The organism is Amycolatopsis pretoriensis (assembly GCF_900107925.1).
In the GTDB taxonomy this organism is placed as follows: Bacteria; Actinomycetota; Actinomycetes; order Mycobacteriales; family Pseudonocardiaceae; genus Amycolatopsis; species Amycolatopsis pretoriensis.
The window spans coordinates 84,309-99,188 of the sequence record NZ_FNUJ01000017.1 but is presented as its reverse complement, the minus strand read 5'-3'; the positions used below and the strand labels follow the sequence as shown (position 1 = coordinate 99,188).

Annotated in this window: 11 protein-coding genes; 7 read left to right on the top strand and 4 right to left on the bottom strand. The window is 71.0% G+C overall.

Annotated features, from left to right (window positions below):
* The first annotated feature begins 89 nt into the window (after positions 1-89).
* Genes BLV96_RS46475 through BLV96_RS46465 form a run of 3 tightly spaced genes read left to right on the top strand, consistent with a single transcriptional unit; the run spans position 90 to position 3,123 of the window.
* Complete coding sequence (locus BLV96_RS46475) at positions 90-1,481, top strand: MFS transporter (protein WP_086675791.1); 1,392 nt, start codon at positions 90-92, stop codon at positions 1,479-1,481.
* On the top strand, positions 1,478-1,912 hold the full coding sequence (locus BLV96_RS46470; RefSeq protein WP_086675790.1) for a GAF domain-containing protein: 435 nt from the start codon (positions 1,478-1,480) through the stop codon (positions 1,910-1,912). The genes BLV96_RS46475 and BLV96_RS46470 overlap by 4 nt, the downstream gene beginning before the upstream one ends.
* Positions 1,909-3,123 carry a metal-dependent hydrolase family protein gene (locus BLV96_RS46465; RefSeq protein WP_086675789.1) on the top strand — a complete coding sequence of 405 codons (1,215 nt, stop codon included), beginning with the start codon at positions 1,909-1,911 and terminating at the stop codon, positions 3,121-3,123. Before BLV96_RS46470 ends, BLV96_RS46465 begins: the two co-directional genes overlap by 4 nt.
* A gap of 77 nt (positions 3,124-3,200) precedes the next feature.
* Here the strand turns inward: BLV96_RS46465 and BLV96_RS46460 are convergent, their stop codons facing one another.
* The gene (locus BLV96_RS46460) at positions 3,201-4,271 is read right to left on the bottom strand and encodes an aldo/keto reductase (protein WP_086675788.1); all 1,071 of its coding nucleotides are present in this window, start codon (positions 4,269-4,271) and stop codon (positions 3,201-3,203) included.
* An 84-nt stretch (positions 4,272-4,355) separates the two neighbouring features.
* Complete coding sequence (locus BLV96_RS46455; RefSeq protein WP_086675787.1) at positions 4,356-5,870, bottom strand: tannase/feruloyl esterase family alpha/beta hydrolase; 1,515 nt, start codon at positions 5,868-5,870, stop codon at positions 4,356-4,358.
* Positions 5,871-6,006: 136 nt separating this feature from the next.
* Here BLV96_RS46455 and BLV96_RS46450 point away from each other — a divergent pair, with 136 nt between their 5' ends.
* From BLV96_RS46450 to BLV96_RS46440, 3 genes are all read left to right on the top strand, one after another.
* Positions 6,007-8,697, top strand: a complete 2,691-nt coding sequence (locus tag BLV96_RS46450) for a helix-turn-helix transcriptional regulator (protein WP_086675786.1) — start codon at positions 6,007-6,009, stop codon at positions 8,695-8,697.
* Positions 8,698-8,789: 92 nt separating this feature from the next.
* Positions 8,790-9,824: an alpha/beta fold hydrolase gene (locus BLV96_RS46445; RefSeq protein ID WP_086675785.1), complete on the top strand. Its 1,035-nt coding sequence runs from the start codon at positions 8,790-8,792 to the stop codon at positions 9,822-9,824.
* A 445-nt stretch (positions 9,825-10,269) separates the two neighbouring features.
* Positions 10,270-11,211 (top strand): hypothetical protein, encoded by a 942-nt coding sequence (locus tag BLV96_RS46440; protein ID WP_143051142.1) that lies wholly within the window; start codon positions 10,270-10,272, stop codon positions 11,209-11,211.
* A 423-nt stretch (positions 11,212-11,634) separates the two neighbouring features.
* Here BLV96_RS46440 and BLV96_RS46435 read toward each other — a convergent pair whose 3' ends face one another.
* A complete protein-coding gene (locus BLV96_RS46435) occupies positions 11,635-13,227 on the bottom strand; it encodes an ABC-F family ATP-binding cassette domain-containing protein (protein ID WP_086675783.1) in 1,593 nt (530 codons plus the stop codon).
* 192 nt (positions 13,228-13,419) lie between these two features.
* Here BLV96_RS46435 and BLV96_RS46430 point away from each other — a divergent pair, with 192 nt between their 5' ends.
* Positions 13,420-14,442: an NAD-dependent epimerase/dehydratase family protein gene (locus BLV96_RS46430; RefSeq protein WP_086675782.1), complete on the top strand. Its 1,023-nt coding sequence runs from the start codon at positions 13,420-13,422 to the stop codon at positions 14,440-14,442.
* On the opposite strand, the gene BLV96_RS46425 is transcribed toward BLV96_RS46430, so the two are convergent.
* Positions 14,439-14,822 carry a VOC family protein gene (locus tag BLV96_RS46425; RefSeq protein ID WP_086675781.1) on the bottom strand — a complete coding sequence of 128 codons (384 nt, stop codon included), beginning with the start codon at positions 14,820-14,822 and terminating at the stop codon, positions 14,439-14,441. The genes BLV96_RS46430 and BLV96_RS46425 overlap by 4 nt on opposite strands.
* Positions 14,823-14,880 lie beyond the last annotated feature (58 nt).

The following is a 14,880-nucleotide window of genomic DNA, read 5'->3' as shown; positions in this document are numbered from 1 at the left end:
TGTCGACTTGCAACGAACATTGCAAAACCGTGAAAACGCAGTATACGTTGTCCGCACTCCCCGGCGCCCGACACGGAAGGCGTTCCCCCATGACCCTGCTGACCCGACTGGATCGGCTGCCGCTCAGCCGGCCCCACTACAAGCTGCTGCTCATCGGCGGGCTCGGCTACACCTTCGACGGCATGGACTCGGCGGTCGTCGCCTTCCTGCTGCCCAGCGCCAAGGCGGCGTGGGGCCTCGACAACGGCCAGCTCGGCCTGATCGGCTCCGCGACGCCGTTCGGCTTCCTCTTCGGCGCGATCGCGGCCGGCCTGCTCGGCGACCGCATCGGCCGCAAGAAGGTCATGATGTACGCGCTGGCCTTCTACGCGCTTTTCTCGGTCATCGCGTCCTTCTCGCCCAACTACGAGGTCTTCCTCGGCGCGCGGGTGCTCGCGGGGGCGGGCGCCGGCGCCGAAAGCGCGATCATCGCGCCGTTCCTGTCCGAGTTCGTGCCGGCCAAGCGGCGCGGCTGGTTCGTCGGCGCGCTCGCCGGCTTCTTCTCCTTCGGGTTCGTCGCGGCCGCGCTGATCGGGCGGTTCGTCGTGCCGTCGTTCGACGAGGGCTGGCGGGTCGCGCAGCTGGTCACCGCGCTGCCGATCGTGATGCTGCTGTGGTGGCGGCGGTCGCTGCCCGAGTCGCCGCGGTTCCTGCTCGCCCAGGGCCGGGTCACCGAAGCCGAAAACGTCGTCGCCAAGCTGGAACGCGACGTCGAGAAGGCCACCCGTACGGCCCTCCCGCCGGTGCCGCCCGCCGACGCGGCGCCGGCCACCGAGACGCCGAAGGTCAACCTCTTCAGCGCGCTGAAGTTCCTGTGGAGCCCGGCGATGCGGCGCCGGACGGCGGTGATCTGGACCGTCTGGTTCGTGATCACGTTCTCCTACTACGGCTTCTTCTCGTGGATCCCGACGCTGCTCGTCGAACGCGGCATCACCGTGACGAAGAGCTTCGAGTTCTCGATCATCATCTACCTGGCGCAGGTGCCCGGGTACTTCTCCGCCGCGTGGCTGTCCGAGCGGCTCGACCGCAAGCACACGATCGCGCTGTACCTCGCGGGTTCGGCCGTGAGCGCGTTCTGGCTGAGCCAGACGAGCGCGCCGTGGTCGATCACGCTCGCCGGGGCGGTGCTGTCGTTCTTCCTCAACGGCACCTACGCCGGGGTGTACTCCTACACGCCCGAGGTGTTCCCGACCTGGATCCGCGCCAGCGGCACCGGCCTGTCCAGCGCGTTCGGCCGGGTCGGCAGCATCCTCGCGCCGACGATCATCGGCCTGTCCTCGGCGAGCCTCGGGTTCGCCGGCGTCTTCGGCATGACGACGGCGGTGCTGGCGGCCGGGGTGCTCTGCGTGCTCGTCTTCGGCCTGTCCACCGCGGGCCGGTCCCTGGAAGAACTGACCGAACACGGCGCGCCGAAGGCCGCCGCGAAGGAGATGACGAAGTGAGTCTGTCCACTGTGGAGGAACGGGTGCGCGACGCGATCGGCGTGCGGCTGTTCACGGTGCTCGCGTGGGTGCCCGAACGCCGGGCGCTGCGGCGGGTGCACAGCAGCCACCCGGCGGAGTACCCGGTGGGCGGGGAGAAGACGGTCGAGGTCGCCGCGGGCTGGCTCGACAAGTGCGTCACCGCGCAGGAGCCGTACTTCGGGCGGGACCGCGCGGCGGTGCGCGAGATCTTCGCCGACCACGAACTGATCGAAGGGCTCGGCTGCGGCTCGATCATCAACGTGCCGGTGATCGCCGACGGCCGCACGCTCGGGGTGCTCAACATCCTCGACGCGGAAGGCGCCTACGACGACGATGCGGTGGTGGTGGCCGAATCCCTGACGCCACTGGCCGTGTCGGCCCTGCTCGACCTGGAGAAGGAGAACCGGTGACCGGATCCCTGCTGCTGCGCAACGCCCGGCTGCTCGACCCGCTGTCCGGCGAGTACACCGAAGGCGACCTGCGCGCTTCGGACGGCCGCATCGTGGAGGCCGGGCCGAACCTCGCCGCGGCCGACGTGCCGACGCTCGACGTGCGCGGCGCGGTCGTGCTGCCCGGGCTGGTCGACGCACACGTGCACGTCACGGCGTCGACGGCGGACCTCGGCTCGCTGCCGTCGTCGTCACCGTCCTACGTGGCCGCTCAGGCCGCGCAGACCATGAGCCGGATGCTCGACCGCGGGTTCACCACGGTCCGCGACGCCTCCGGCGCCGACTACGGATTGGCCGACGCCCAGGCGGACGGGCTGTTCCGCGGGCCGCGCCTGCTGTTCTGCGGCCGCGCGCTGAGCCAGACCGGCGGCCACGGCGACAGCCGCACCCGCGGCACCCAGGTCAAGGACGACCACCCGTGCTGCGCGGGCCTGGGCCGGGTGGCCGACGGAGTCGACGCGGTCCGCGCGGCCGCCCGCGACGAGCTGCGCAAGGGCGCCCACCACATCAAGGTGATGGCCTCCGGCGGCGTCGCGTCCCCGACCGACCGCATCGACTCGACGCAGTACTCGGCGGAGGAGCTGAGCGCGATCGTCGAGGAGGCGACGGCGGCGAACCGGTACGTGGCGGCGCACGCGTACACCGCCCGCGCGGTGAACCGGGCGCTGGAGCTGGGCGTCCGCTCGATCGAGCACGGCAACCTGCTCGACGACCGCAGCGTTTCGCTGTTCCTTTCCCAGGAGGCGTACCTGGTCCCGACACTGGTGACGTACTGGGCGCTGAAGGAGGAAGGCCGCGAGCACGGCCTCCCGGAGTCGAGCTGGCGCAAGGTCGACGAGGTCCTGGGCGCGGGCATGGCGGCGCTGGAGCGAGCGGCCCGCGGCGGCGTGCAGCTGGTCTACGGAACGGATCTGCTGGGCGGCATGCACCGCCACCAGAATCACGAGTTCCGCCTGCGCGGCGAAGTCCAGAGCCCACTGGAGGTCATCCGGTCGGCGACGTCGACCGCGGCGGACCTGCTGAACCTGACGGGTGAGATCGGCACACTGGCCGTGGGCGCGCACGCGGATCTCCTGGTGGTGGACGGAGATCCGCTCGCGGACATCGGCGTTTTGGCCGAACCGAAGCACTTCCGCCACATCGTCCAGGGCGGCGAGGTGGTCGCGGGCTGAAGGGCACCTTCGTTGCATGAGACGTGCTGAAGGGCACCTTCGTCGCACGAGATGACAGCAAGGTGCCCTTCAGCCGCCTACCAGTTCCGCACCGCGGGCGCGTACCCCGCCGGTTTGTCGCCCACCTTCGTATCCGGTGTCACGATCCAGTTCTGGTACTGCGCCGTGAACATCCGGTACACCGACGCCGGCGGGACCGCGCTCGCCTCGTCGAGCACCGCGCGCAGCTCGGCCGGGATTTCGAAGTCCAGCGCCGCCATGCTCGCTTCCAGCTGGCCGGCGCTGCTCGCGCCCACGATCGCCGAGGCGATGCCCGGCTGCGTCGCCACCCAGTTGATCGCCACCTGGGCCATCGTGACGCCCAGCTTGGTCGCGACCTCTTCGAGGGGCTTCAGCAGCTGCCAGTCGCGTTCGGTCCAGGTCTGCGCGTCCGGGTCGGCGAACCGGCCCGTGCCGCCGTCGCGGTACTTGCCCGTCAGGAAGCCGCCGGCCAGCGGGCTCCACGCCGTGACGCCGAGGCCGAGTTCCTGGCCCATCGGGACGTGCTCGGTCTCGATCTGGCGCTGTACCAAGGAATACGGCAGCTGGAGGTTGATCATCGGGGTGAGCGAGTTCGCCTCGGCGATGCTCTGCGCGCGAGCCGCGTACCAGGCCGGGACGTCGGACAGGCCCGCGTAGCGGATCTTGCCCGCCCGGGCGAGGTCGTCGAGCGTGCGCACGACCTCCTCGACCGGGGTGAGCCGGTCCCAGGTGTGCAAGAGGAACAGGTCGACGTAGTCGGTGCCCAGGCGGCGCAGCGACGCCTCGAGCGCGCGGATCAGGTGCTTGCGGCCGTTGCCGCCCGCGTTGGGATCGCCGGGGTCGACGCTGTTGGTGAACTTGGTGGTCAAGACCACCCGGTCGCGCACCTTCGCTTCGGCGATGAGGCGGCCGAGGATGGTTTCGCTCTCGCCGGCGGTGTAGAAGTCCGCCGTGTCGAGGAAGTTGCCGCCCTCGTCGAGGTACTTGCGGAAGATCGGGCGGGCTTCGTCTTCGGTTTTGCCGTAGGCGGCATGGAAACCGCCGGTGCCGAAGTTCATGGTGCCGAGCGCGAGCCGGCTGACGCGCAGTCCGGACCGGCCGAGGAGGTAGTACTGGTCGAGTGCCATGACTTCAGCGTGCCGAGCCATTTTTGGACCCGCAAGTCCATTCGCCGTGGGTGCCGGAGGGAGGCCGGCACCCACGGCGTGGACTCAGCGGCAGCGGTAGCTCGACGCCACCGCCGGGTCGCCACCCGTGTACCGCGAGACCGACGGGAGCGGGCACAGGTTCCGGGTCTTGCCGTCCGCCGAAGCGGCCGTCAGCGTCGCCGGGGCCTTGCCCTTCTCCACCCAGTCGACGAGCTGCCCGAGCGCGTTCGTCGGCTCCGGGCCGCCACCGCCGAAGCAGTGCTCGACACCCGGCGCGGAGAACAGCCGGTAGAAGTCGTTCACCCGGTGCGCGCCACCCATGGTCCGCTCCACTTCACGGCGGTAGGACAGCGTGCCGCCCGGCGGGATCAGCTGGTCGTTCGCGCCCACGAACGTGATCAGCTTGCCGCCGGCGCGGCGGAAGGCCGACAGGTCCGGGTCGGACGTGCCGATGACGTCGTCGTACTCCCGCACCGACTGGCGGAACAGGTCGGCGAACTGGCCGTAGGTCAGCTTCGAGGTGTCAAAACCGGCCTGCTTCTCCAGGAACGACTGCACCCACTTGACGGCCACCGGGAAGCCCGGCGCGACGAGCGTGCCGTCGGGGCCGGGTGTCGTGCCGGCCAGCCAGGTGAAGTCCGCGCCCTTGGGCAGCCCGGACCACAGCTTGCGGCCGCGTTCGTCGGTCGGCCCGGCCCAGATCTTGCGCATGACCTCGGCGTCCGCCGCCGTGACGGTGAACTCCTGGCCGTCGCAGACGACCTTCGTCCCGACGAGGGTGCGCGGGTCGTAACTGCACTCGTCCGGGCGGTCGACGATGCCGTTGGTGACGCCGTCACGCGCGTCGCACGCCTGGACCGCGGCGGTCCGGAACGCCGAAAGCACGCAGGTGCTGGGGAAGTCGTGGCTCTGGTTCATCACGATCTGCGGCCACAGCGTCGCGACGGCGAACTGCGTCCAGTCGACGGCCGGGGCGTTGGCCAGGATGCCGTCGAAGTCGCCGGCGTGGTTCTGGGCCTCGGAGTAGCCCTGGCGGCCGCCGGTCGAACAGCCGGTCCAGTACGAGTACGCCACCGGGCGGTGGTAGTACCGCTGCGTGACGGCCTTGCCGATCAGGGCCTCTTCGTGCACCGAACGGGTGGCGAAGTTGGTCAGCAGTGTCTGGTCGACCTGGCCGGGCGCGGTCAGCGCCCACGACGTGTCGAGCCCGTCCAGGGACACGCCGGCGTCGGTCGTGACGCCGGTGTAGCCGTCCTTGACGGCCTGGGCGAGGCCGTCGAAGTCGCCGGCGGCGTAGGCGCTGCCGCCGAGCGCCTGCAGCCGTCCGGTCCAGCCGGTGTCGGGCAGGGCGACGGCGACCTTGACGTGGTCGCGGCCGGAGTGGGTGAGCGTGACGGTGAGCTGGCAGTACGCGGTCTTGTGCTCCGCCTGGACCGACTCGATCTTCGCGCCGGCGGGCGCCTCGACCGGCACGGCGGCACAGACCGGCGTCGCGGCCGACGCGCTCGGGGCGAGCGGGATCAGCCCGGTCAGCAGGAGCGGCACGGCGGCCGCCAAGAACTTGGGGATGCGTCTCATCGGTTCCTCGGGTCGCTTGCGTGGACGCTGCGAAGCTAGGCGGCGGCAGGTGGCCGCCGCGCCCGTCGGGTGACGCTGTTGATGTACGTCACTTAGCCCTGAGCTGCGGAAACACCGGTTGGGTAAGGTCGGTCGCATGGCGTTGCACGGGCGGGAAGCCGAGCTGAAGGAGCTGGGTGAGCTCGTCGACGGTCCCGGAGATCGCAGTGGCGTCGTGATCCGCGGCGAAGCGGGTATCGGCAAGTCGGCGCTGGTGGCCGAGACGGCGGACGCGGCCTCGGTCGCGGGCCTGCGCGTGCTGCGGACGACCGGGGCGGAGGCCGAGCGGAACCTCGCGTACGCGGGTCTGCACCAGCTGCTCTACCCGGCCCGGGCGGGGGTGGCCGAGCTGCCGGCGCCGCAGCGGGACGCGCTGCGCACGGCGCTGGGCCTGGCGGACGGCGTCACGCCGAGTGCGTACCTGGTGGGGCTCGCGACGTTGACGTTGCTGGCCGAGGAGGCGGCGGCGAAGCCGTTGCTGCTGGTGGCGGAGGACGTGCACGGGCTGGACCGGGCGAGCGCGGACGTCCTGGCGTTCGTGGCGCGGCGGATCGAGAACGAGCCGATCGTCCTGGTGGCGACGCTGCGGGAGGGGGCGGCTTCGCCGCTGCTGGACGCGGGGTTGGCACCGATGGTCCTGGAGCGCCTGGCGGCGGACGACGCGGCGGACCTGCTGGACGCGGTCGCGCCCCGGTTGGCACCGGCGGTCCGGACCAGGTTGCTGACGGAGGCGGCGGGACATCCGCTGGCGTTGACGGAGCTGCCGGCGGCGTTGGCGGACTTCGACGGGCTGGACCCGGTGCTGCCGTTGACGGAGAGGCTGGAGCGGACGTTCACGGCCCGGGTGGCGGGCTTGCCGGAGGTGACGCGGACGGCGTTGCTGGTGGCGGCAGTGAACGAGACGACGGCGCTGGCCGAGACGCTGGCGGCGACGAGGGTGCTCGTAAGAGCGGACGTCGAGCCCGACATCCTCACTCCCGCCGTCGAGGCCCGGCTCGTCGAACTGTCCGCCGGCACCGTCACCTTCCGCCACCCCCTCATGCGCTCCGCCATCCCCGCCGCCGCGACACCCGCCGAGCGGCGCCGAGCCCACCTCGCCCTCGTCGAAGCCCTCCGCGACCAGCCCGATCGCCGCGCCTGGCACCAAGCCGCCGCGACCGCCGGTCCCGATGAGACGGTGGCCGCCGCTCTCGAAGCGACTGCCGAACGCGCCCGGTACCGGGGTGGGGCCGCCGCTGCCATCGCCGCTCTCGAGCAAGCCGCGCGGCTGAGCGAGCCCGGAACCCGAACCGGTCGGCTGCTGAAAGCCGCCGAACTGGCCGTCGAGTCGGGACGCCGCGAGACCGCCGAACGGCTCGTCCACGCCGCCAACCCCGCCACCCCCAGCCAGCGGGCCACGGCGAGCCGGCTGCTGAGCGAGTTCGAAGACGGCGTCCGCGAAGACCCCGCCCGCGTCGCCGAACTCGCGGCCACCGCCCAGGCCGTCGCCGCCGACGGGGAAACCACCGCCGCCCTGCGGATCCTCTGGAGCGCCGCCATGCGGTGCTTCTGGACCGAGCCCGGCCCGGCCGCGCGAAAAGCGCTGCTCGACGTCGCCGACGCGCTGCCCGTCCCGGCCGGCGATCCGCGGATCGTGGCCGTCACCGCGTACGTCGCTCCCTTCGAACGCGGCCCAGCCGTCCTGGAAAAGCTGAAAGAGCTGGCCGCGCGGACCGGCGCCGATCCCGAAGTCGACCGCTACCTCGGCAGCGCCGCCCTCCAGGTCGGGGCCTTCGACCTCGCCGCGCGCTTCTCCGCGGCCGCCGCGCCGGGCCTGCGCGCGCAAGGCCGGCTCGGGCTGCTGCCGCGCGCGCTGGCCGTCCTCGCGTGGAGCCGCGTGCGGCTCGGGGACCTGGCCGGCGCCGTCCCCGCCGCCGCGGAGGCCGCCCGGTTCGCCCGCGAAACCGGTCAGCCGTTCATGTACGGCCTGGCCACCGCCGTCCAGGCCGAGATCGCCGCCCTGCGCGGCGACCACAAGCAGGCGAAAACCCTCGCCGCCGAGGCCGAACGCACCGGGCTGGCCGCCGGGGCCCGGCCGGTGCTCGCCACCGTCCAGCTCACGCGCGGGCTCACCAACCTGAGCGAAGGCCGCTTCGAAGACGCCTTCGCCGACCTGCGCCGGCCTCTCGACCCCGCCGACCCCGCCTACCAGCTGGCCTTGCGCGCGTACTGCGTCGCGGAGCTGGCCGAGGCCGCGGTCCGGGCCGGGCGGACCGGCGACCTGCGGGACGTCCTGGCCGAGCTGGAGTGCCTGGACTCGCCGTCGCCCGCGCTGCACATCGGGCTGCGCTACGCCCGCGCGGTGCTCGACCCGAGCGACGAGCGGTTCGCCGAAGCGCTGGGGGCCGACCTGAGCGGCTGGCCCGCCGAACGCGGCCGCGTCCACCTGGCTTTCGGCGAGTGGCTGCGGCGGCAGCGGCGGGTCGTCGAATCCCGGACGCACCTGCGCACCGCGCGCGAGACGTTCGACGCCCTCGGCATGACGGCCTGGGCCGAGCGGGCCCGGGGCGAGCTGCGCGGGGCGGGCGAGTCGAGCCCGAACCGCGGCCCGGACGCGCGCGAGAAGCTGACCCCGCACGAGCTGAGCATCGCCCAGCTGGCCGCCGACGGGCTGACGAACCGGGAGATCGGGCAGCGGCTGTACCTTTCGCACCGGACCGTCGGCACCCACCTGCACCGGATCTTCCCCAAGCTGGGTGTGAGCTCCCGCGCCGACCTCGCCGCGACGCTGAAAACCCTGGACGGGTGACGTACACCGGCTGCGTCACCCGACGGGCGCGTAAGTCACCGGACCGGCTCTAACGTCGTGAAAGTCCCACGGTCTTTCGCACAGGAGTCAAGATGATCAGCAGGAGAAGGTTCGGGCAGGCGTTCGCGGCGGGGCTGGCGGCGACGTCCTTGGCGGCCTGCTCGTCGAACGCGGCCGCCCCCGCCGCGGCGCCGTCGACGACCCCTGACCTGCGGGCCGGCGCGGGCGAGCACACCTCGCTCGGCGAGGTCAAGCACGCCGACGCGGGGGTGCTGAACATGGCCTACTACGAGTCGGGGCCGGCGACCGGGCAGCCGGTGCTCCTGCTGCACGGCTGGCCGTACGACCCGTACAGCTACGTCGACGTCGCGCCGATCCTGGCCGCGGCCGGCTACCGGGTGATCATCCCGTTCCTGCGCGGCTACGGCCCGACGGTGTTCAAGTCGGCCCAGACCGTCCGCAACGGCCAGCAGGCGGCCGTCGCGCTCGACGTCGTCGCGCTGATGGACACGCTCAAGATCGACCAGGCCGTCCTGGGCGGCTACGACTGGGGTTCGCGGACGGTCGACGTCATCGCGGCGCTGTTCCCGGAGCGGTGCAAGGCGGTCGTCGCGGTGAGCGGGTACATCGTCACGAACCTGGCGGCGAACCAGAAACCCCTCGCGCCGCAAGCGGAACTCGGCTGGTGGTACCAGTACTACTTCGCGACCGAGCGCGGCCGCGCGGGTTACGCGGCCAACCGCCACGACTTCAACAAGCTGATCTGGAAGACGGCGTCCCCGGCGTGGCACTTCGACGACGCGACGTACGACCGCAGCGCGGCGGCGTTCGAAAACCCGGACCACGTCGACATCGTGATCCACAACTACCGCTGGCGGCTGAGCCTCGCCCCGGGCGAGCCGCAGTACGAGGCGTACGAGCAGAAGCTGCAGACGGGCCCGCCGATCCCGGTCCCGGCGATCACGATCGCGAGCGACTTCGACGGCGCGGCCAAGGACGGGAAGGCGTACCGCGCGAAGTACACGGGCAAGTACGAGCACCGGATCCTGGACGGGATCGGGCACAACGTGCCGCAGGAGGCGCCGAAGCCGTTCGCCCAGGCGATCCTCGACGCCGCCCGCATGTGACGAGCGGGCGCGCGGTGGATCTACCCGAAGACGGTCGTTGCTCACCTCCGGTTGAGCCAAGCACATTCGATGCCGGATGCAACACGGAAACGGAGTCGCGATATCGACGACTGAGGTAGCGGTAGCGCTGACCGCCTGGATGCCGGACAGCCGTACGCAATGATCCGCTGGATCAGGCCCGGTGGCCACCGTCGGGTCTGACCTGTCGGTTCGCCCGGTCTCGGTGAAGCCGCCGCGCATGCTCGGCAAGCCGTTTCGAGTCACCGGTCGCGCAGCTCAAGCCAGCCGTTGTCCGTCACTGAAGTATGCGGGTGCCGTCCGCCGCGGATAGCGGTCGGCGAACATCGTCCGGGGGGCCTCAATTCGGCCTTCGCAGGTCACAAAGCGCTCTCGCCGGTTTACGGCCAGTCAACGCTGTGTCTACCATCGACGAACTTGTAGGTACGTGTCGAAGCTGCATGCGCGAAAGGCTCCGGCGATGCTGAAAAGTCTGATTGAGTGGTTCGACAAACAGCTGCTGGCCCGTGGGACAGCGGCGACAGTTCGATCGATCTTCGCGGTGCTGGGCTTTTCGGTGGCGGTGGCGGCGGTTCCCGGAGTGCCGACGGTCAAGTTCGCAGGGCTGCTTCTCATGATCCTTCTGGCGCTGACTTTCGCGCTGGTGTTGCTGCACGACCGGGCGCGGCTGAAGCAACAAGCTGATGAAGACCGCTTCTTGCTGGCCCGCTATTGCCGATTTCTCGCCGAACGGCACGGCTACGTGGCCCGGGTCCTGAGTTGGCGCCAGACCGCGGTGATCGACGAAGAGGGCGGCTCCAAAGAGGTGATCCGCATCCATGCGGTGTCGATGCGCCGCCAGCTGTACTTCCTGCCGTTGAAATTCGGGGCTCGTTGGGATCAGCCGAAGGCAGTTCAGAAGCAGGTGCGAGTCAAGGTGCGGAGCCTGCTCCTGGAGGACACACGCGGCACGTCTTGGCGCACCACGATCAATTGGCTGCCCGACGGGCGCTTGGAGCTGATTTGTCACTTGCGTGCGCCGGTCAAGATCGGTGCGGACATCAAGCTGGAGATCGAATGGTGCTGGCCGGGCAAGTGCGCGCCGTTGGTCAAGCGCCACGAGCCTGAGGAGTTCATCTTCAAGTTCAACAAGCTGATGCCCGTGGAGTACGCCGAGTACAAGATCACTTTGCCTGTCGGGCAAGAGGCCTACTGCGAGCCAATCGGCTTCGCGGAGCCCAGTGAGTCGTTCGAGATCCTCGTCAGGAACAACCCCAACGAAAGTAAGACCTACACTTTCATGGGTATAGGTCTTACTCCCGGTCGAGAACTCGGCATGCGCCTCGAGGTGAAGCCTCGAGATTCAGCGCGAATGTCCAAAGACGACTGAGCAGTCTCAGCCGCCGTTCTCTCCGCCCAACTTTGTCATGATCGTTTTCTCCGGATGCTTCGGGTGGTGCGCACAGCCGTCGGACCGGTCGGCCTTCAGGCGGCTCTAGGCGGCCGGTGCCACCCGGTCGCGTCAAGTTGCGCGGACCGTATCGCGCTCACTCTCCGTTCGCGACTCGGCTGGTGCGCAACGGTCTTCAATTCATTCCGTGGAGTGATCTTGGTCTTGGCGACCGCCGTCCTACCAGGTCATTCGGGGCGTCGTGGTACTTGCGTGCGCCTCATGAGTCGTCGGCGACGATTCGATCGTTACCAGGAGCTATCGGGGTGGATCTCTTCTGTGCGCCGATCGTAGGATCAGCTCGTCCGCCGTTGCAGCTCTCCGTGGTGAACGTGGCGACGGCCGTGAAGGTCACTTCGGACGTCAGCCGCGCACCTCACCGCCTTCGAGCCGCAGCCACCGGTCGATCCCGATCGCGTCGAGGAAGCGTTCGTCGTGGCTCACCACCACGAACGCGCCGCGGAACGCCGTCAGCGCGCTCTCCAGCTGTCCCGTGCTCACCAGGTCGAGGTTGTTCGTCGGCTCGTCCAGCAACAGCAGCTGCGGGGCCGGCTCGGCGAACAGCACGCACGCCAGCGTCGCGCGCAGCCGTTCGCCACCCGAGAGGACGCCGACCGGCAGGTGCACCCGCGAGCCGCGGAACAGGAAGCGTGCCAACAGGTTCATCCGCTGCGCCGGTGGCGACGCCGGTGCGAAGGCCGCCAGGTTCTCGGCCACCGTCCGGTCGTCGTCGAGCAGATCCAGGCGCTGGGACAGGAACGCGATCCGCCCGTCCGCGCGCGACACCGAACCGCTGCCGGGAGCCAGGTCACCGTTCACCAGCCGCAGCAAAGTGGACTTCCCAGTGCCGTTGGCCCCGGTCAGCGCGATCCGCTCCGGCCCGCGGATCGCCAGGTCGACGCCGTCCGGGAACAGCCCGCGGGCGCGCAGGCCCTCGCCGAGGAACAGCGTGCGCCCCGCCGGGACCTCCGTCCGCGGCAGCTCCAGGCTGATCTTCTGCTCGTCCCGCCGCGCGCGTTCGGCCTGGTCGAGCTTGGCCTTCGCCGCGCCGACGCGGGCCGCGTGCGTCCCGTCTGCCTTGGCCGCCGACTCCTGGGCGTTGCGCTTCATCGTGCCCGCGAAGATCTTCGGCAGCCCGGCGTTGCCCAGGTTGCGCGACGCCGTGCTCGCGCGGCGGGCGGCGCGCTCGCGGGCCTGCTGCATCTCCCGCTTCTCGCGTTTGACCTCCTGCTCGGCGTTGCGGATGTTCTTCTCGGCGACCTCCCGCGCGGCTTGGGCGGCCTCTTCGTACGCCGTGAAGTTGCCGCCGTGGAACCGGATTTCGCCGCGGTCGAGCTCGGCGATCCGGTCCATCCGGTCGAGCAGCGCGCGGTCGTGGCTGACCACGACCAGGCAGCCGGACCAGTCGTCGAGCACCGCGTACAGCCGGTGGCGGGCGTCGAGGTCGAGGTTGTTGGTCGGCTCGTCGAGCAGCAGCACGTCGGGTCGCTTGAGCAGCTGCGCGGCCAGCCCGAGGGAGACGATCTGGCCGCCGGACAGCGTGCTCAGCGACCGGTCCAGCGCGACGTCGAGGCCGAGCCGGTCCAGCTGGGCGCGGGTGCGTTCCTCGATGTCCCAGTCGGTGCCGATGGTGGTGAAGTGCGCCTCGGCGGCGTCCCCGGATTCGACGGCCGCGATGGCCGCCAGGACCGGTGCGACGCCGAGGACTTCGGCGACGGACGGCTCCCCGCTCAGCGGCAGGTCCTGCGGCAGGTAGCCGAGGACGCCGTCGGCGGCGACGCTGCCGGCCGACGGCCGCAGGACGCCCGCGACGAGCTTCAGCAGCGTCGACTTGCCGGAGCCGTTCGGGGCGACCAGGCCGGTGCGGCCGGCCGGGAAGGTGGCGGAGAGGCGGTCGAAGACGGGGGTGTCGTCCGGCCAGGAGAAGGACAGGCCGGACAGCACGATTTCGGACATGGTGAAGACCTCGAAGTGGTGCGAAGCGAAAGGGGGACGTCGAAAGCGGCCCGCGCCGGCACTGCCGGGGGCCTGCACACTCCGGAGCTATCCGGAGATGTCGACGTCACCTGCCACGACTGCTCTCCTCCACAAGGATCTTGCTTCGAACATAGCAGGGTTGTCCGGCGACCGGCCGGGTAACCGCCCCGGATGCGCATCGTGGTCACGGGAGCAACGGGCAACCTCGGTACCGGCGTCGTCGCGGCCCTGCGGGCCGATCCGCAGGTCGAGACGGTCGTCGGGCTGGCGCGGCGGCCGGCCGAGGGCGTCGTCGCCGCCGACGTCGAGCGGGCCGACCTCGCACCGCTCTTCCAGGGCGCCGACGCCGTCGTCCACCTGGCGTGGCTGTTCCAGCCGACGCGCCGCCCGGAAACGACGTGGCGGGCGAACGTCCTCGGGTCGCTGCGCGTGTTCGACGCCGCGGCCGCGGCCGGCGTGCCCAGGCTCGTCTACTCGTCGTCCGTCGGCGCGTACTCGCCCCGCGTGGACGACGAACCGGTGACCGAAGACTGGCCGACGCACGGCTGGCCCGGCGCGGCCTACACCCGCGAGAAGTCCTATGTGGAGCGTTACCTCGACAGTTTCGAGCAGCGTCACCCGAAGCTCGACGTCGTGCGCGTCCGGCCCGCGTTCGTCTTCCAGCGCGCGGCCGCGACGGCGCAGCGCCGCCTGTTCGGCGGGCCGTTCGTGCCGGGCAGCCTGGTCCGGCCGGGGCTGATCCCGCTGATCCCGGACGTCCGGGGCCTGCGGGCGCAGGTCGTGCACACCGAAGACCTGGCCGACGCGGTCCGCCGGGCCGTGACGCGGCCGGTGAAAGGGCCGTTCAACATCGCGACGGGCCCGGTTGTCGACCCGAAGTTCGCGGCCGAGCTGCTGCACGCGCGGACGATCCCGATGCCGGCGGGAGTGGTCCGGGGCGCGGTGGACGCGGCCTGGCGGCTGCACGCGGTCCCGGCGACCCCCGGGCTCTTCGACGCCGTCCTGCGCCTGCCGCTGATGGACACGAGCCGCGCGGAGTCCGAGCTGGACTGGCGGCCGAAGCACGACGCCGCGTACACGCTGAACGAGTTCCTCAAGGGACTTCGCGAGGGCGCGGGCGGAGACACGGCCCCGCTCGCGCCGGACGAGCACCGGCTGCACGAGATCGCGACCGGCGTCGGCAAGCGCCCCTAGCCGCTGGACGGTGCCTTGCTGAGGTCGACGACGCAGAAGCGGTTGCCATCGGGGTCGGCGAGGACGACGAAGTCCGGCTCGGCGGGGTAGCGGTCCCAGCCGACCTCGGTGGCGCCCAGTCCGAGCAGCCGGGCGACCTCGGCCGTCTGCTCCGCCGTCGTGTCGACCAGCAGGTCGAGGTGCACGCGCGGGTACGGCTCGACCGGCGACTCGCTGTGCATCAGCCCGAGCGCGCGCCCGGAGCCGTCGGCGTGCTCCAGCGTGCGCCAGCGGTCGCTGGCCCACTCCTCGGCGACGACGAGGTGCAGCGCCGCCGACCAGAACGCGGCGGCGCGATCGACGTCGGAAACGCCGATCACCGGGAACCCGAGCCTGAGCACCTTTCCGAGGGTAGCCGTTTGTGCGGCCACCGAGCGGGCAACCGCCTCCGAAACGACC

Coding starts and splice junctions, on each gene's coding strand:
- BLV96_RS46445 (WP_086675785.1), top strand. CDS start 8,790: ATGATCAGCAGGAGAAGGTTCGGGCAGGCGTTCGCGGCGGGGCTGGCG.
- BLV96_RS46450 (WP_086675786.1), top strand. CDS start 6,007: ATGGCGTTGCACGGGCGGGAAGCCGAGCTGAAGGAGCTGGGTGAGCTC.
- BLV96_RS46435 (WP_086675783.1), bottom strand. CDS start 13,227: ATGTCCGAAATCGTGCTGTCCGGCCTGTCCTTCTCCTGGCCGGACGAC.
- BLV96_RS46430 (WP_086675782.1), top strand. CDS start 13,420: ATGCGCATCGTGGTCACGGGAGCAACGGGCAACCTCGGTACCGGCGTC.
- BLV96_RS46455 (WP_086675787.1), bottom strand. CDS start 5,870: ATGAGACGCATCCCCAAGTTCTTGGCGGCCGCCGTGCCGCTCCTGCTG.
- BLV96_RS46460 (WP_086675788.1), bottom strand. CDS start 4,271: ATGGCACTCGACCAGTACTACCTCCTCGGCCGGTCCGGACTGCGCGTC.
- BLV96_RS46475 (WP_086675791.1), top strand. CDS start 90: ATGACCCTGCTGACCCGACTGGATCGGCTGCCGCTCAGCCGGCCCCAC.